General features: G+C 43.7%; 14 protein-coding genes. 10 read left to right on the forward strand and 4 right to left on the reverse strand.

The genetic code is table 11. From position 1 onward, the window contains the following. Window positions 1–110: 110 nt before the first annotated feature. Both L1D15_RS03325 and L1D15_RS03330 read left to right on the forward strand, forming a co-directional pair. Entirely contained in the window at window positions 111–479 is a 369-nt protein-coding gene (locus tag L1D15_RS03325) for a NirD/YgiW/YdeI family stress tolerance protein (protein ID WP_239874662.1), read from the forward strand. A gap of 97 nt (window positions 480–576) precedes the next feature. Continuing rightward, on the forward strand, window positions 577–1,095 hold the full coding sequence (locus tag L1D15_RS03330; RefSeq protein ID WP_239838944.1) for a hypothetical protein: 519 nt from the start codon (window positions 577–579) through the stop codon (window positions 1,093–1,095). 34 nt (window positions 1,096–1,129) lie between these two features. On the opposite strand, the gene cra is transcribed toward L1D15_RS03330, so the two are convergent. Continuing rightward, window positions 1,130–2,110 (reverse strand): catabolite repressor/activator, encoded by a 981-nt coding sequence (gene cra, locus L1D15_RS03335; RefSeq protein ID WP_239874663.1) that lies wholly within the window; start codon window positions 2,108–2,110, stop codon window positions 1,130–1,132. A 269-nt stretch (window positions 2,111–2,379) separates the two neighbouring features. Here cra and fruB point away from each other — a divergent pair, with 269 nt between their 5' ends. From fruB to glgC, 5 genes are all read left to right on the forward strand, one after another. Further along, the gene (fruB, locus tag L1D15_RS03340; protein WP_239874664.1) at window positions 2,380–3,516 is read left to right on the forward strand and encodes a fused PTS fructose transporter subunit IIA/HPr protein; all 1,137 of its coding nucleotides are present in this window, start codon (window positions 2,380–2,382) and stop codon (window positions 3,514–3,516) included. A 9-nt stretch (window positions 3,517–3,525) separates the two neighbouring features. Next, window positions 3,526–4,476: a 1-phosphofructokinase gene (pfkB, locus tag L1D15_RS03345; RefSeq protein ID WP_239874665.1), complete on the forward strand. Its 951-nt coding sequence runs from the start codon at window positions 3,526–3,528 to the stop codon at window positions 4,474–4,476. Window positions 4,477–4,493: 17 nt separating this feature from the next. After that, window positions 4,494–6,230 carry a PTS fructose transporter subunit IIBC gene (gene fruA, locus L1D15_RS03350; RefSeq protein ID WP_239874666.1) on the forward strand — a complete coding sequence of 579 codons (1,737 nt, stop codon included), beginning with the start codon at window positions 4,494–4,496 and terminating at the stop codon, window positions 6,228–6,230. A 232-nt stretch (window positions 6,231–6,462) separates the two neighbouring features. Beyond that, the gene (locus L1D15_RS03355; RefSeq protein ID WP_239874667.1) at window positions 6,463–8,364 is read left to right on the forward strand and encodes a sensor domain-containing diguanylate cyclase; all 1,902 of its coding nucleotides are present in this window, start codon (window positions 6,463–6,465) and stop codon (window positions 8,362–8,364) included. A gap of 100 nt (window positions 8,365–8,464) precedes the next feature. Further along, a complete protein-coding gene (gene glgC / locus L1D15_RS03360; RefSeq protein WP_345779245.1) occupies window positions 8,465–9,727 on the forward strand; it encodes a glucose-1-phosphate adenylyltransferase in 1,263 nt (420 codons plus the stop codon). A gap of 170 nt (window positions 9,728–9,897) precedes the next feature. On the opposite strand, the gene L1D15_RS03365 is transcribed toward glgC, so the two are convergent. Beyond that, window positions 9,898–10,785, reverse strand: a complete 888-nt coding sequence (locus L1D15_RS03365) for an AraC family transcriptional regulator (protein ID WP_239874669.1) — start codon at window positions 10,783–10,785, stop codon at window positions 9,898–9,900. 185 nt (window positions 10,786–10,970) lie between these two features. On the opposite strand from L1D15_RS03365, the gene L1D15_RS03370 reads away from it, so the two are divergent. Continuing rightward, a complete protein-coding gene (locus L1D15_RS03370) occupies window positions 10,971–12,119 on the forward strand; it encodes an iron-containing alcohol dehydrogenase (protein ID WP_239874670.1) in 1,149 nt (382 codons plus the stop codon). Window positions 12,120–12,192: 73 nt separating this feature from the next. Here the strand turns inward: L1D15_RS03370 and L1D15_RS03375 are convergent, their stop codons facing one another. Both L1D15_RS03375 and torS read right to left on the reverse strand, forming a co-directional pair. After that, window positions 12,193–12,717 (reverse strand): GNAT family N-acetyltransferase, encoded by a 525-nt coding sequence (locus tag L1D15_RS03375; protein ID WP_239838935.1) that lies wholly within the window; start codon window positions 12,715–12,717, stop codon window positions 12,193–12,195. Window positions 12,718–12,725: 8 nt separating this feature from the next. Further along, entirely contained in the window at window positions 12,726–15,593 is a 2,868-nt protein-coding gene (torS, locus tag L1D15_RS03380) for a TMAO reductase system sensor histidine kinase/response regulator TorS (RefSeq protein WP_239874671.1), read from the reverse strand. A 79-nt stretch (window positions 15,594–15,672) separates the two neighbouring features. Here torS and torT point away from each other — a divergent pair, with 79 nt between their 5' ends. Continuing rightward, complete coding sequence (gene torT / locus L1D15_RS03385) at window positions 15,673–16,674, forward strand: TMAO reductase system periplasmic protein TorT (RefSeq protein WP_239874672.1); 1,002 nt, start codon at window positions 15,673–15,675, stop codon at window positions 16,672–16,674. Window positions 16,675–16,696: 22 nt separating this feature from the next. Beyond that, window positions 16,697–17,152 carry a methylglyoxal synthase gene (locus tag L1D15_RS03390; protein ID WP_239838932.1) on the forward strand — a complete coding sequence of 152 codons (456 nt, stop codon included), beginning with the start codon at window positions 16,697–16,699 and terminating at the stop codon, window positions 17,150–17,152. The last annotated feature ends 90 nt before the right edge of the window (window positions 17,153–17,242 follow it).

The following is a 17,242-nucleotide window of genomic DNA, read 5'->3' on the forward strand; positions in this document are numbered from 1 at the left end:
TTGTTGACTCAATAAATGAATCGAATATGAATACTCTCCTCAGAGGTTATTCAAAATAGCTATGGCTTAATAGCACCATCAACAACGAAACTTTTCCAAAAGGAAATCATATGAAAAAAGTTATTTTGGCTACCGCTACTGCTCTAATTCTTTCACCTACTCTGGTACTCGCAAAGGCAGATCATACTTCATCTGGCATTCAATTTAATGGTCCCGTTGATCTGTCAACTGTGGACTCTTTACTCGCAGACAGCAACATGTTTACAGAGAAGAACGTGGTCGTCGATGGAAACATTGTTCGTCAAGTTAAAGGCGATACGTTCGTGTTTTCTGATGGAAAGAGTGAAATTCAAATTGAGATCGATGATGATGTCCGACTTAACCAGACGATAGATGCGACAACAAACCTGCGTATTTTTGGTGAATTTGAAGGTGGAAATACTCCAGAAATTGAAGTCGATCGTATTCAACTGCTTTAAAGATAAAGTAATTCCTCTCCCACTGCGTTAAGATTTGGCTTGCTTATTGCAAGCCTTTTTTATAGTCAAAAACTTGATGCGAGTCGGAGTACTACCCTTGAAAAAGATCATCCTAACCAGTGCGTTCATCTGTGCTGGTTTCGCTGGCGCGGTAAATGCGAACAACTTTAACTATAACTTCTTTGAAGTACGCACAGCGGTGAACCCTGAAATGAGCGGTGTTGAATTCAGCACACTCTTCACTGACAACTCTCATTTTATCCTGAGAGCGGATACACAGTTCGACAACGACTACGATTTGGCTGGCGGTATTGGCTTTAATGGACCAATCAGTCAGTTTGCTGACGTATATGGTCAATTACTTGTACACCAAACTAAATTTACTGAAGAAGCTGGCGGTGACACCGATACTGTTGCAGAAGTCAATATTGGCTTTCGCATGTGGCTTGCTGAGCAAATTGAAGCAACAGGCCGCATTGGGCGCAATGATGACAGTTCTGTATTCCACGCCGGTGTACGTTTTCATTCCACGGAGCAGTTGTCTCTTTCCGCGGAAACTCGCAATAATGGCCTCTACGGACCTCAGATCACTATGTCAGTCCGCTTCCAGTATTAGCACAAAACTAAGCTCGGTCATTTACCGGGCTTACCTATTGTCTCACTATGATTTTTCTCGGCACCAGTTCAATCCCAGGTTGATAACGTTTGGCTGTGGCATTCAATGCCAAAGCAAGAGCACTATCAGCGATCAGTTCAAACTGCTGCGGTAAGGAATTGACTTTGAACGGCAAGAAATCCAATAACCTATTATCACCAAACGTCGATAGTTTCACGTTCGCCATAACGTCAGGTCTTTCCAGAAGAACATCTAACACTCCTTCTAGAAGCGTGTATGAGGTTGTGATGATAGCCTGAGGCACGTTACCTTCGGCAATCCAGCCTTCGAGAACTTTTCGACCATCTTGACGATAAAAATGTTGACCATACCCAACAACGGTATCTATTTGTGCTTTCTGAGCCACGGATTGAAAACCGAGTTCACGCTCTCGAGAAATATTCAGCTCAGGTAGTGCCCCGATCAACCCCACCTTAGTTACACCGTCACTTAAAACCGACGAGGTCAACTCATAAGCTGCACTAAAATCTTCACTAATGACACATGAAAAATGTTCATCATCCAAAGGTCGGTCTATTGCAATCACTGGCGTGCCTTTATTTTGCAATTCGAGATAAAAGTCACTGGCTTCTGGAATTGCACTAGCTACAAAAAGAGCATCTACTTTACGGCTAACCAATGCCTGAACAACGCTTTTTTCCGTCACCGGATCATCGTCCGAACAAGCAATAAGTATTTGGTATCCCGCCGCACGCGAGTTTTGTTCTAATAGCTTAGCCAAGCGGGCATAACTGGTGTTCTCTAAATCAGGAATAATCAAGCCAAATGAGCGACTCTGCCCTGCTCTTAACGTACTTGCAGCGAGATCTGGTCGGTAATTGTGTTCATCGACAACGGCCATGACCTTCTTTTGTGTCTTCTCACTGATTCGATACTTTTGTGCCTTGCCATTAATGACATAACTGGCTGTCGTTTTCGATACCCCAGCCAATTTGGCTATTTCATCAAGTGTCATATTAGCCTACTTATTCTGTGCATTGGATCAAAAATCCTAAATGATGATCCCAACAATATTTGCATTATAAACTGAAACGATTCAGCATAAAAGCTGAAAGGATTCAGCAAAATCGAAAACTTGATAAAGATTTGAGTTTTGAATATCACAGCAAGATAAAGCGACGCTTTTTGATTTGCTGAATTTTTTTACCAATTTGCTGAAACGATTCAGCTTGAAGTTGAAGTTAAGGACAACTGAATCGTATTAACAAACGAATTGAGGCGCATATGCTTAAACTAACAAAACACGATATCGCACTACAGCAATCGTTCTCGGATAAAAAAAGTGCCATTAGTTTCCTGGCTGAGTCACTGACTAATAAGGGTCTAGTCGACAATGGTTACGTTGAAGGAATGCTCAACCGAGAAAACCAGAATTCCACATTTCTCGGTAACGGCATTGCCATCCCCCACGGTACAACTGACACTCGCTCTCTTGTAAAAACAACAGGGGTAACCATTGCACACTTCCCACAAGGTGTTGACTGGGGAGACGGCAATACGGCCTACGTGGCGATTGGCATTGCGGCTAAATCTGATGAACATCTAGGCATCTTAAAACAACTTACCAAGGTGTTATCAGCCGATGGCATAGAGAAAAAGATAAAACATGCTAAGAGTGAAGAAGAAATCGTTGCCCTTCTCAATGGGGAAGCGCAGTTAGACATTGATTTTGATCCTTCATTGATTCAGCTTAACTTCCCAGCGAGCGATATGGTTCAAATGTCTGCGGTTGCAGGTGGACTGCTGAAAAATACCGGTTGTGCCAATAGTGAGTTCGTGGCGAGCTTAGTGACGACTCCCCCTACTCATCTTGGCAATGGCCTTTGGCTAGTCAGCTCAGACCGCGCAGTTCTCCGCACAGGTATGGCTTTTGTTTCTATCGCCAACCACTGCGAGTACGAAGGTAAGAATGTAAAAGCATTAATCGCATTTGCAGCCTGCAACGATAGTCATAAACCTCAATTAAACACCATTAGCCACATCGTGTTTGAAGGTAAGCAAAATACGTTAACAGAAGCGACGGCAGACCAATTACTCGCTTTATTCAAATCGAACGACATAGACTCCCAACCTGTAGCGGATAGTGATAATAGCGCCACCTTTGTGATTAAGAATGCTCACGGATTACACGCAAGGCCAGGCGCTATGCTTGTAGCCGAAGCGAAAAAGTTTGAATCCGCCATTAAGGTTTCAAATCTAGATGGTGATGGTTCAGCCGTGAATGCGAAGAGCCTGATGAAAGTCATTGCGTTAGGAGTAAAGAAAGGCCATCACCTTCAATTCACCGCAGAAGGGAGTGATGCAAAGCAAGCTTTAGCTTCAATCGGTGCAGCCATTGAATCCGGCTTAGGCGAGAGTTAAGGAAACGTCATGACAAATAAAGTTGTTACTATCACTCTCAACCCAGCTCTTGACCTCACTGGCAGCCTTTCGAGCCTTAAGCAAGGTTCAGTAAACCTTGTTCACGAAAGCTCATTCCATGCAGCAGGTAAAGGTGTCAACGTTGCAAGAGTATTGTCAGATTTAGGAGCTGACGTCACGGTCACTGGTTTCCTCGGAAGAGATAACCAAGAGATGTTTTGTCAGTTATTCCAAGATATAGGAGCTGATGATCAATTTATTCGTGTCAACGGTGCAACACGAATTAACGTCAAACTCGTAGAACAAAGCGGTGACGTCAGCGATATCAACTTCCCTGGAATAGCTATCGATGAATTGGCATTGAGTCAATTTGAAGCAAAACTGGAAGAGCTTACAGAACATCACGATTATTTTGTACTAGCGGGCAGCCTACCCAAAGGGGTCACTCCTGAACGTTGTGCTTCTTGGATTTCCTACTTACAAGGAAAAGGCAAAAAAGTCCTATTTGACTCAAGCCGTGAAGCGCTAAAGGCTGGAATAGCGTCCTCTCCATGGTTAATAAAACCTAACGATGAAGAGCTATCTGATTATGTCGGCCGCGTTTTGACCTCCACACAAGAATACCAATCTGTGGCAGAAGAGCTGAACAAGATTGGAATCGAGAATGTCGTCGTGTCGATGGGCGCTGACGGTGTGATGTGGTTAAACCAAGATGAATGGCTCCAAGCGCAACCTCCTCACATGGACGTTGTTAGTACTGTGGGAGCAGGAGACACGCTTGTTGCCGGTTTGTGCTGGGGACATATGACATCGCTAGAGAAAACAGAATTACTGTCTTTTGCTACTGCACTATCCGCCTTGGCTGTGAGCCAAGTCGGTGTTGGTGTGCCAGACATCGAGCAAGTACATACCCTACAAAAACAAATCAAAATCAATCCGCTTTCTAAACCGAAAGCTTAAGGACAAAGGTCGAGATTATGAATATTGCAATCATTACCGCCTGCCCTAGTGGTGTCGCAAACAGCATCATTGCTGCAGGGCTATTAGAGAAAGCCGCTGATAAACTCAAGTGGAATGCGAAAATTGAGTGCCAATCAAATGTTATTGAAACTCAAATGTTAACTTCTGAGGAGATAAACTCCGCTGAAATAATAGTCATTGCGGCCAATACACAGGTTGATACATCACGCTTTGTCGGTAAAAAAGTATACCAAGCGTCAATTAATGACGTGACTGAAGACGCCGTGGCTTTTCTACAATCAGCAACAAATAAAGCCGTGCTCCTCAGCGCTGAGGACATAGTGTCAATCAACACCTCTACGACCAAAGAATCGAAAAAGATTGTCGCCATTACAGCATGCCCTACCGGTGTCGCACACACTTTCATGGCAGCAGAAGCACTTGAAGACGAAGCTAAGCGTCAGGGACACCAGATCAAAGTCGAGACACGCGGTTCAGTAGGTGCCAAAAACCAACTAACCGACGCAGATATATCCGCAGCCGATCTTGTTATTGTCGCAGCCGATATCGAAGTTCCACTTGACCGATTTAACGGCAAGTTGATGTATCGAACGAAGACAGGCCCTGCACTAAAGAAAACCGAACAAGAGATCAACAAAGCATTGGCTGAAGCAACGGTGTACCAGCACACAGGTTCAAGCGATAGTAATCAGATAGAGGAAAAGAAAGGCGTCTATAAGCATTTGATGACCGGTGTTTCTCACATGTTACCTGTTGTAGTGGCTGGAGGCCTGATCATTGCTCTGTCATTTGTCTTTGGTATTGAAGCGTTCAAAGAGGAAGGCACACTGGCTGCAGCCTTGATGACGATAGGCGGTGGCTCAGCCTTTGCGCTTATGATCCCTGTGCTTGCTGGCTTTATTGCCTTTTCCATTGCGGATCGTCCGGGTTTAGCACCTGGTCTAATTGGAGGCATGCTTGCTAGTTCAACGGGTGCAGGGTTCCTTGGTGGGATCGCTGCGGGTTTCATTGCGGGGTACTCAGCAAAATTGATTGCGGATAAAGTACACTTGCCTCAGTCAATGGAAGCCTTGAAACCGATTCTGATCATTCCCTTCATTGCTAGCCTCTTTACTGGCTTGGTAATGATCTACATCGTAGGCGGACCGGTTGCTGGCATTATGGCTGCGATGACTGAATTCTTGAATAACATGGGGTCGGCAAACGCGGTCTTACTCGGTGTTATCCTTGGCGCAATGATGTGTTTTGACCTTGGTGGGCCTATCAACAAAGCGGCTTACACCTTCGGCGTTGGTCTACTGGCTTCCCAAACTTACGCACCTATGGCAGCGATTATGGCAGCTGGTATGGTTCCCGCACTGGGTATGGGGCTGGCCACATTCCTTGCAAGAGATAAGTTTGAAGCTAGTGAACGTGAAGCAGGAAAAGCATCATTTGTCCTTGGGTTATGCTTTATCTCAGAAGGTGCCATTCCATTTGCGGCAAAAGACCCAATGCGCGTTATTCCTGCATGTATGGCCGGTGGCGCATTAACCGGTGCTCTTTCAATGCTGTTTGGAGCAAAACTCATGGCACCACATGGTGGATTATTTGTGCTGCTTATCCCTAACGCTATAAGCCCGGTTCTTATGTACTTACTCGCCATCGCTGCCGGTACTGCGTTAACAGGATTTGGCTACGCATTCTTGAAAAATCGCAATAGCGAAAAGAAAGCCGAAACCGCGACCGCTTAAACAGAAACTGTTTAGCCAGTCCCCCAATATCTGACTTGGCGCTAGCCCTACTCCATGAGTAGGGCTTTTTTAGTTTTGCTTTTTAAGTACTTACAATAACCAAATGCATCATATTGCTCAGCATCAAAGTCGATATCATAGGATATTCCACACGGCTCACAGTAAAATTCATAAAAGCCCATATAATTATTCACAAAATTATTAGATAAATTTGTGACTTCGTTGGGGCGAAATGTTCAAACTAAATTTCCGCATTCTTCTACAATTCGCTCTCGTGTTTATCGCCCTAGCCTTTGTGCCAACACTTTACTTTGCCAGCGAACTATCAAAAGCAGAGGAAGAGGCTCGCCAACAAGTGGATCGTCTAACGCAAGCTAAGCTTGAATACGCTCGATTAGAGTTAAAGTCCCATTCGACCAAAATCTTAAAATCCGTCAAAACACTCTCTAGTAACAGCATCTTCCGCCGCGCTATTCTTGAGCCAACCCCAATAAATACAAGTGCATTACAAGACTTTTGGTTATTAGTTGCCCGCACGCAAGGCTACTTTTCTCAACTGCGCTATTTAGATAACGATGGACAAGAAATTGTACGTATCACCCACAATCAAAGAACCAGCGCTGTCACTTCTCCAAAGCTTCTGCAAAACAAAGTGCATCGAGACTATTTCTCTTTCGCTAGACAGCTTCCTACCAATACTATTGGCACCTTCGGGATTGATTTAAAAAAAGAGAACAATGAAATAGTAAAACCCTTAACGCCAAGTCTGCGTATCATTGTGCCAGTTGATATCAATGCCAAACGTCATGGATATTTTATTGCTAATCTTGACTTTAAATTTCTATACCTACGACTAACTTACGACAAATTTAATAATGAATTGCCTGATGTCTACAATACTCAAGGCTATTATGTGATGTCTAAAAATATGACCAACATAATGGGTCATATCGCGAAGGAAAATTCCCAATACAAACTAAGCAAACTCTACCCTAATTTATGGCGTGATATTCAGTTGAATCAACATGGCACGATTTTCGAGCAAGGAAAATGGCTCTCCTATGTTAAGACGGCTCTCAACACGCTCGACAGACCACTTCACTTCATTCTCGTGGCAGAAGTTTCCCAGCATGACGCAGATCAGTTGTACCTCTCGCGTAAAGATGAACTCGCAATCAAAGCCATATCGGTTTACATCATTATTTTACTCATTACCTTTAGTTTTATAGTTTGGAACTATAACCACACTAAAAACAGTATGGACAGTCAAATTGCTCGAGCGGCCATGAATGGTATGTCTGCCATGTTAATCACCGACCGGCAAAACAGAATCATTAAAACCAATGAAGAATTCACTCGGGTGAGCGGTTATACCTTTGAGGAAGTTAAAGGAAAACAGCCTTCATTTTTTGCGGCCAATAAGCATGAACAAGAGTTCTACATTAATATGTGGAAGATCCTTGAAAAAGATGGCTTATGGGAAGGTGAAGTGGTCAATAAACGTCGTGATGGTTCACATATAACTGAAATATTACGCATCCAGACGGTAACCGATAAAAATGGTGTGATTCAATTCTACGTCGCCTCATTCGTTGACATCTCCCACCGCAAGGAGCTTGAAAATCGTTTGCGAGAAATGAGTGAGAAAGACGCCATGACCGGCTTGTGGAATCGACGTAAATTTGATCAGGAAATGGCGGCGCAATGCCTACGCACTAAACGATATCACGATGCAGAGCCCACTTGTTTTGCGATTGTCGACATTGATCACTTCAAGCGCGTTAACGATCAATTGGGTCATGATGAAGGCGATAGAATAATAAAATCTGTTGGCGTTGTCCTCAGCGCTCACCTTCGAGAAACTGACTTTATTGCTCGTATTGGTGGCGAGGAGTTCGCGATCATCATGCCGCATACACGTCTTCAGGAAGCTGAAATTGTCACCAACCGACTTCGTACTTCAGTATCGCTCGAACACAGCGAGAAAATTACCGTCAGTGTTGGAGTTACCGATATGGATGGCTCCATTGAAAACACTTACAAACGTGCTGATGTCGCACTTTATGAGTCAAAGTCTTTAGGTCGAAATAGCGTCTCGATCCTAGCATCAGACGAAATGGACACGGTTGCCTGATTTTGGTGCAATGCCTTCTCTTGGTGCAATGGCCGTGAGTTAGAATTCTTACATTCCGTATATAATCAACAAGTTGGATATTGGCTCGAAACTTGTAGCTATTCCCTTAGGAAGCCATAAAGCGCACTCATTCAGGGAGAAAGGCATGCAAGATACACTAACGGTAGTCCTCGCCGGTGGTATGGGGTCACGACTAAGTCCTCTAACGGATGATCGAGCCAAACCCGCAGTCCCATTCGGAGGCAAGTATCGAATCATTGATTTCACACTCACGAATTGCTTGCACTCTGGGTTAAGAAAAATTCTTGTATTAACTCAATATAAATCCCACTCCCTGCAAAAACATTTACGTGACGGCTGGTCTATTTTTAACCCAGAACTTGGCGAGTTTATCTCCGTTGTGCCTCCACAAATGCGAGGTGGCGGCAAATGGTATGAAGGCACTGCCGATGCGATTTATCACAATTTATGGTTGTTATCGCGAAGTGATGCTCAGTATGTGGTTGTACTATCAGGTGATCATATCTATCGCATGGACTACGCCGCCATGCTCGAAGAACACAAGCAAAATAATGCTAAGCTCACTATTGCTTGTATGGACGTAAGTCGCGAGGAAGCCACCCAGTTTGGAGTCATGGATATTGACGATACAGGCATGATCACTTCTTTTATCGAAAAACCTCAGGATCCTCCATCTATACCGGGTCGGCCTAATCGCAGTCTTGCCTCGATGGGCATCTATATCTTCGATATGGATGTGCTGCGCAATGCTTTGGATGACGATGCTGATTGTGCAGAGTCGAGCCATGATTTTGGTAAAGACATCATCCCTAATCTTATAGATACACAAGGTGTATATGCTTATGACTTCTGTAACGACAAAGGACGAGTGGCAAAAGATTGTTACTGGCGAGATGTCGGCACATTGGATTCTTTCTATGAAGCGAATATGGATTTACTCGAGCCAGTCCCGCCGATGAACTTATATCAACCCGATTGGGCCATAAGAACCTATGAAGCTCAATGTCCTCCCGCTCGAACAGTCTCATCTGCTACTGGAAATGAAGGGATTTTCATTAACTCTATTATCGCTAATGGCGTGATTAATTCAGGTGGCTCAGTGCAACATTCCGTTGTTTCACCAAATGTGCGTATCAATGACAGCGCAACGGTTGTCGACAGTATTCTTTTTGATGATGTCGAGGTAGGAGAAGGCTGTCAATTAGTCAATTGCATCATTGACAAGCATGTAAAAATCCCACCAAACACACAAATTGGCTTAAATAAAATTGAAGATGCTAAGCGTTTTCATATTTCTGAGAAAGGGATTGTAGTCGTTCCTGAGAGCTATCAGTTTTCATAAAAATAGCCCTCTTAATGTCTTAAGAGGGCTAATCTAAGAGACTGACTAGATCTCCTATAGGGGGATATAAAAAGAGTAAGGTGTTTTGTTCTTTTTACATAGCAAAGTATGCCAACACTAACGCTTTAAAAAAACAGTAATTTTTTAACCTCTGATTTCCTCTTTTCTCACTAGCTGGCCAACTTCAAACCTGTCGGTGTTTCGTTGAAGTGACGTTTATACTCACGAGAAAACTGGGAAGCACTGTTATAACCGACGAGCCTCGCCGCATCATTGACTTTCTTTCCTTCGAGCTGAATTAACTCTTTCGCTTTGTTCAGGCGCACTTTTTTGATGTATTGAATCGGTGACTCTAACGTAATCTGGCGAAATGCGCTGTGAAAAGCAGACATACTCATATTAGCTTCTTCAGCCAAATGTTGCACTGAAAGTGCTTCACTGTAATTCCGGTGAACCTTATCCAGAGCTTTCGCGACTCTGGCATATTGCCCCTCATGATGAGCTAAATCAAACAGCACATGCCCCTCACTACTAGTTAATGCACGGTAGGTAAGCTCCTCTTTAAGCGCATCACCGAGTAGTGCTAACTCTACCGGATTACAAAGTGCTTTCATGATTCGTATGCATACGTCCAACATAGAGGCTTCCATGCTGACCGATCTCAACCCGCAGGTTTGATGCATATTATCTTTTCTCGGAGAAAAGCCCAATTCTTCTAGCTTATTCACCTGGCGGTGGAGCAATTGAGAGTCAATATCTATCGTTAAGCCCATTAACGGTTCACCATCAGTTGGAATGGCTTCACATTCAAGTGGCATAGGAACTCCAACAACAAGGTAATCGTTAGGCCCATACTGAACAGGTTGATTACCAATATGGATATTCTTATGACCTTGGCCTAGAACAATCACCCCTGACTGATAAACAAAAGGCTTACGAGAGTTACCTTTACTGCTGCGATAGAACCATATGCCGTCTAATTCGGTCTTCTTTACCCCCTCAAGGTCATTTAAGTTATGAGTATCAACATACTGTTGCATTAATTGAGCAAGTGTCATCTTACCTCCTACACCTTTTCTCTCAGAATATACAAAAAGTAGGATTAGGCAATAAAAACAGAGGAATCGATATTTTTAAAACCTCTTTTCAACACTAATATGCATAAAACAATGAAGCATCTCGAATCACGGAATGCTAAATCAGTCAGCCTAGCAGGCAATAAACTGAAGCAAGAGGAATGACAATGCAATTTACTTACGCTAACCCTACCCAGATTCTTTTTGGTCAAGGTCAAATCAGTTCTATCCAATCATCTGTTCAGCCAAAAGATAAAGTATTGATCATCTATGGGGGCGGTTCGATAAAACGTAACGGTGTTTACGACCAAGTTATTGACGCTCTAAAAAGCCACCAATGGGTTGAGTTTTCTGGCGTCGAGCCTAACCCAACAAAAGAAACCCTTGATAAAGCCGTGTCTATCGTAAAACAGCAAGGCATCGATTTTATTCTAGCGGTTGGTGGAGGCTCAGTGATTGACGGATCAAAATATGTAGCAGCAGCAGCGAAGTACGATGGTGATGGCTGGGATATTCTCACTGGCAAACATCAAGTTTCTGAAGCAACACCACTAGGAGCAGTGTTGACACTTCCGGCAACAGGCTCTGAATCCAACATGGGCGCGGTGATCACTAAAGCGGAAACACAAGACAAACTCGCATTCATGAGTCCATTCGTTCAACCGAAATTCGCGGTAATGGATCCAGACGTCATGAAGACGCTGCCAGAAAAGCAACTGATCAACGGTATTGTGGATGCTTGGGTACACGTTTGTGAGCAGTACTTAACAACCAACCATGGTGCTATGGTACAGGATGGCTACGCGGAAACTCTACTTCGTACATTAAAATCGCTGGGTGAAGATTTTGACAATCGTGATGACGATGCTTGGCGAGCAAATCTAATGTGGTCTGCAAACCAAGCATTAAACGGTTTGATTGGTAGCGGAGTGCCACAAGACTGGGCAACTCACATGATTGGTCATGAACTGACAGCACTTTGGGGTTTAGATCATGCACGCTCACTCGCTATCGTTCAGCCATCGCTGCTGCGCAACCAAATGGCACATAAACGTGCCAAGCTTGAGCAAATGGGGCTTAACGTGTTTGGTCTAGAGTCAGGGGAGGATTTGGCTGAGCGCACTGTAGACGCGATTGAAAGCTTTTACCAAACCATGAAGGTCTCTACTCAGTTAACTGAGCATGGTAGCAATAAGCAGAGTGCTATCGATTCTGTGATTGACCAACTTGAGCAACACGGCATGAAAGCGCTAGGCGAGAATCAAACGATCACTCTCAAAGAAAGCCGCGAAATACTCACACAAGCGATCGCTTAGCTCCCCCCCTAAATAAAACAAAAAGCAGCAATTTTGCTGCTTTTTTCTTGGGCTATCTATTCGATTGATCAAATCAAACATGAAAGCGATAGATTAAATCGTCATAAAGTTTACCACCAATCTGATAAGCATTTTCTTCGCGCTCTATTAGCTCAAACCCGGCTTTCTCCAGAACCTTACATGAAGCAATATTTCCGTCCGTCACGATCGCATTAATGTTCTTAACCGCTGGCAAGGATTGTTTTACATGATCAATCAATGCTAGCAGTGATTCCGTGCCAATCCCTTTACCGTGAAATTCCGGCAGCAACAGATAACCAATCTCAACAGAATCATCCGATTCATCTTCAATGCATAGCCCCGTCACACCCACCGCCTTGTTATTGGTGTTATCTCGGATCACTAAACATAACCAATGTGCACTTCCCCATTGCCAAGTAGGAAGTCGAGATTCAAAGCGTTGACGAATGTCATTCAGCTCGGGCTGATCAAATGCGTAACGAATGACGTCTTCTTCTTGGTGCAAACGAAGAAACAAGGGCCAGTCGGTTTCTGTAATCTGACGCATTGAGAGTCGAGGAGAAGCAATTTCTATCATAGTGATACCTAGTCAACCAATTTATTGAGCGCTTGTTTTGATTCATCAATGAGTGTTTGAAGCTGAGCTCGGAAAGCCAAATAATCCTTTACTGGCTGCTGAGACTTCTCAATGCTTAAACAAGCGTCGAACAATGCTAGCAGACCCAAGCTTCCTGCTGAACCTTTCAACTTATGCGCGAGTTGTTTTATTTGATTCGGGTCATCTTGCTCAGCGGCTATTTGCATAAAATTCAATGCTTCATTAGCCCCTGCAATAAACAGGTTAATGATTTCTCTCATTTTTTCACTACCTAAAACGAGGGAATCTTCTTCAACTACATTCGGATCAATCAGAACTAGAGGGGAAGTTTTCTCGTGTTCAGTTGAAACCAAACTCAAAACTCGCCCTTCTAAGCTATCTTGGATCACATCACTAAGCGCATCTTTATCCAGTGGCTTCGGGAGATAGCCATCAAAACCAGCAGAGAGGTAACTTTGAACTTCCTCATTATAAACATGAGCAGAAATAGCAATCACAGGTGTGACAGTGTCACCATTTAAACACTTTAGCTCGTTCAATAATTCGACACCATTACAGTCGGGTAAGTTAATATCGAGGAGAGCAATATCAAAATGGTAATCCGAATAAAGCTTTTGAGCCGTTACCCCATTAGTGGCAGTCATGACCTCGTGCCCCAAGCTTTTCAGGAACCCCTCAGCAACCATACAGTTTACAGGGTTATCCTCCACCAGTAGAACGCTTGCTTTAAGTGATGGACGAACGCTCTGTTCTTTTGGCTGAACTTCCGCACCTTGGCTCAGCGGTATACTAAAACTGAACTGACTGCCTTGGTCAAGCTCAGACTCGAGTATCAATGAACCTCCCATGGCTTCAACAATACGCTTACTGATCGCTAACCCGAGGCCTGTACCGCCTTTAGAATGAAGTCCACCAGACGCTTGGGTGAATGCTTCAAATAACGTGCCTTGTTCGTCCTGACTGATCCCAATCCCGGTATCGGACACTTCAAACAATACATTCTCGGGGTTGTCTGGATCGTTGGTCACATAGATATCGACATGGCCTTGCTCAGTGAACTTGACCGCATTGCCTACCAGGTTGGTCAATACTTGATTAATACGAGTTGCGTCTCCAAAGAAAAATTGAGCCACATCGCTTTCTATCAACACATTGAGCTCTATTTGCTTTTCCTTTGCCCGTCCTTCTAGCAGCTGCTTGACATCATCAACCATGTCATAAAGATTAAAATCCACGGCTCGAATTTCAAGGTGCCCTGCTTCGATTTTGGAATAATCAAGGACATCATTAAGTATGGCGAGCAGTGTATTACCACTGCGATTAATGACATCTACGTAGTGTGCTTGCTGTTGATTCAATCCCGTCTCTTGAAGTAATCGAGCAGTCCCAAGAACACCATTCATAGGCGTTCTGATCTCATGACTCATCGTAGCTAGAAACGCGGATTTAGCTCGGTTGGCTTGTTCTGCTTGTCGACGTGCTTTAGCGTGATTTAACACCTCATGATTTAGACGCTTGTTGGTATCTTGTAACTGGTGAGTTCGCTCCGTCACGAGTTCTTCGAGGTGTTCTTTGTGTTCTTGTAGTTCCTGTTTCGCTTTCGTTTCGCTTTCAGCGACTACCTTTAATGCTTGAGCGGTATTCCTAGCCGTGATGATCGCTTGACCCATATGAGCAAGCTCATCGTTCCCTTTTACCGTAATGTCGACCTTAAGTTGACCTTGAGCAATAGAAAGCAAGGCGGATGAATACTCCGCTAAACGCTTAAGCACTGAAACATAAACCACTTTCCAAACGATCATAACCACGATCAACATCCCAAGCACAGTGATCAGTGTCAGGCTAAGTTGAGCATAATCCAGTGTTGTTTTTAACTTCTCGACTGCACGTGTTGTTGCTTGGTTAGAATCATCAACCAGCTTATTTACTGTGGTGTTCAAAGCCGTAAACTGTGTCAACGTATCTTGCATCAACTGTTGGGCTGCTTTCTCGTTTTGATAACGTTGTAGAAGAACGTCAAAAACCCTTTCACCATGCTTAAGCTGAATAAGCAATTCTTCCATTTGGATAGAACGGGTAGGATCTTCTACACCACGAACTCGGCGCTTCATGATGTCAAGATTATCCATGAACTCTTCTCGAACCGTTCGAATTCGTTCAATATCAGAAATCGTTCGCGTCTCTTCAATATGGTTGAGCATCTTAAACGCGAGAAGGTGTAATTCATGCAGTCGCTCAGCGAGGTCCAAATCGACCTCAACTAAGGTATCCAAGGCTTGATAGGCTTGCTCTGTTCGCTTCTCTTCTAGCAAATCATAGATGTGAGTCACATTGGCAACAGCGATAGTACTGGTATTCGCCACCTGAGTGCGTGTCAACTGTTCGAGCTCTGATGCCAACTCCCGCAATTCTGTGGTTGTCACAGCCAGTTGGTGATTAAGCTGGAGTCTTTTCTCTACCACAATACCTAGCTCCACTAAAGTATTGATCACTGTCTGGACATCCGCTTCCAATCGAGTCAGAAGTTCAGAGTCAAATGAGTCAGAGCCAAGCTGCTTAATATGTGTGAGCAAACTTTCCAATTGCGAAAACAATTCTTTGCCTGATTTCTGGCGTTGCACTTCAGTTTTGGCATTCGATAAGGTTTGTACGGAGGAAATAATTTTTGCACTCAGCTCAGAGACTTGACGCGCTTCGATCATGGAAGGAATGGCGGAATTTACAACGTTTCTTTCCGTTTTAGCGACAGAAGAAAAACCAAACACGCCAATTAATGCAGAAATACATACCAGCAGAGCCATGGCAAGAAACGCAAACAGCAACTTTCGACCGATACTGGCTTTGGCAAGTAACATTAAGTAACGACACTTCTTTACACTGAGAGAATACGCTATATTTTGCAGTGTTTACGTAACGATTACCAACATATACCTCATGCTTTCAGCTTTATCAGCAAAACGATTATTGATCTCAGCCATTTTAATTCGCGCCTTTTCACCAATTTATGCATACGCGGAACAGGCTCCCTACCGACTGTGTGCTTTATACCCGCACCTTAAAGATTCGTATTGGTTGTCCGTTAACTACGGTATGGTTGATGAAGCCAAAAACCTTGGCGTCAATTTACAGGTCTTTGAAGCTGGTGGGTATCCGAATCAATTTAAGCAAAAAGAACAGCTAGGTAAATGTCTAAGCTGGAACGCTGATGCCATTATTCTCGGTACTGTAGCACCAGATTTATACATGAATAGCCTGCGTCAATACGCAGGAGTAACCCCTGTCTTCGCCAGTGTCAATCAGATGATCCTCGGTAGCCAATCACAAAAACTGCTTAAAGGAGAAGTCGGGGTAGATTGGTATTGGATGGGGTTCTACACCGGCCAATACCTTAAAAATAAACACCCGAAAGGCTCTGGTGAGATAAAAATCGTTTTACTACCCGGCCCTAATTCCAGTGGTGGGACAAAACCTGTGATTCGTGGCTTTCTTAGCGCTATCGAAGATAGTGACATTCAAATTGTCGAAACCTACTGGGCCGATAATGATAAAGAGCTTCAGCGTAATCTAGTACAAAAAGCGATTGAAATAGAAGACATCTCTTACCTAGTCGGCAGTGCAGTGGCCATTGAAGCCGCGATTAGTGAGCTAAGAAACGCAGGGAAAACAGAGAATATCGGTTTGGTCTCTACTTATTTGAGCCATGGTGTCTATCGAGGGCTGCTAAGAAATCGCGTAGAATTTGCGCCTACTGACAAAATGGTTAAACAAGGTCGCTTATCTGTCAGACAAGCGGTAAGCTATCTGAAAGGTCAATCGTATGAAACTATTGAAGCTCCGATTATCGAAGCACTGACACCCAAAAACTTAAAACCAAAAGTTATAGCTGAATCCTTGTCACCATCGGAATACAGACCTACGTTTTACGTAACTAATTAAAAATATTAGGGAAAAATCAATAATGCAGAAAACAACTCGCACATTGCCTGCACACAAACATGTTGCTCTGGTTGCCCATGATAACTGTAAACCAGAACTCCTACGCTGGGTCACTGAGCATAAGGAAAAACTTCAACGTCACTTTCTTTATGCAACAGGAACCACAGGCTCAATGCTGAGTAAACAAACCGGACTCGCGATTAAGAGTATGATTTCAGGCCCTATGGGTGGTGACCAACAAATCGGTGCTCTCATTTCAGAAAAGAAAATTGATATGCTGATCTTCTTCTGGGATCCGCTCAATGCCGTGCCGCATGATCCTGATGTGAAAGCCCTACTCCGAATTGCAAGTGTCTGGAACATCCCTGTTGCAACCAACCGTGCTACGGCTAATTTCTTAATTGAGTCTGATTTAATCGAGTCTGAAGTAGACATAGAAATCCCAGATTACGAAGCTTATCTCGCTGATCGTACCTAAACCTTTATTGAGGGCTGATTCAAAGCCCTCTGTTTACTCTTTATCATTTTATATCTACTAAAATTGGAACTATTCTAAACTCCTCAGTTT

Origin of the sequence: Vibrio sp. Isolate25 (genome assembly GCF_022398025.1) — a bacterium.
GTDB lineage: Bacteria > Pseudomonadota > Gammaproteobacteria > Enterobacterales > Vibrionaceae > Vibrio > Vibrio coralliilyticus_A.

Coding starts and splice junctions, on each gene's coding strand:
- L1D15_RS03325 (WP_239874662.1), top strand. CDS start 111: ATGAAAAAAGTTATTTTGGCTACCGCTACTGCTCTAATTCTTTCACCT.
- cra (WP_239874663.1), bottom strand. CDS start 2,110: ATGACACTTGATGAAATAGCCAAATTGGCTGGGGTATCGAAAACGACA.
- fruB (WP_239874664.1), top strand. CDS start 2,380: ATGCTTAAACTAACAAAACACGATATCGCACTACAGCAATCGTTCTCG.
- pfkB (WP_239874665.1), top strand. CDS start 3,526: ATGACAAATAAAGTTGTTACTATCACTCTCAACCCAGCTCTTGACCTC.
- fruA (WP_239874666.1), top strand. CDS start 4,494: ATGAATATTGCAATCATTACCGCCTGCCCTAGTGGTGTCGCAAACAGC.
- L1D15_RS03355 (WP_239874667.1), top strand. CDS start 6,463: ATGTTCAAACTAAATTTCCGCATTCTTCTACAATTCGCTCTCGTGTTT.
- L1D15_RS03365 (WP_239874669.1), bottom strand. CDS start 10,785: ATGACACTTGCTCAATTAATGCAACAGTATGTTGATACTCATAACTTA.
- L1D15_RS03370 (WP_239874670.1), top strand. CDS start 10,971: ATGCAATTTACTTACGCTAACCCTACCCAGATTCTTTTTGGTCAAGGT.
- L1D15_RS03375 (WP_239838935.1), bottom strand. CDS start 12,717: ATGATAGAAATTGCTTCTCCTCGACTCTCAATGCGTCAGATTACAGAA.
- torS (WP_239874671.1), bottom strand. CDS start 15,593: ATGTTACTTGCCAAAGCCAGTATCGGTCGAAAGTTGCTGTTTGCGTTT.
- torT (WP_239874672.1), top strand. CDS start 15,673: ATGCTTTCAGCTTTATCAGCAAAACGATTATTGATCTCAGCCATTTTA.
- L1D15_RS03390 (WP_239838932.1), top strand. CDS start 16,697: ATGCAGAAAACAACTCGCACATTGCCTGCACACAAACATGTTGCTCTG.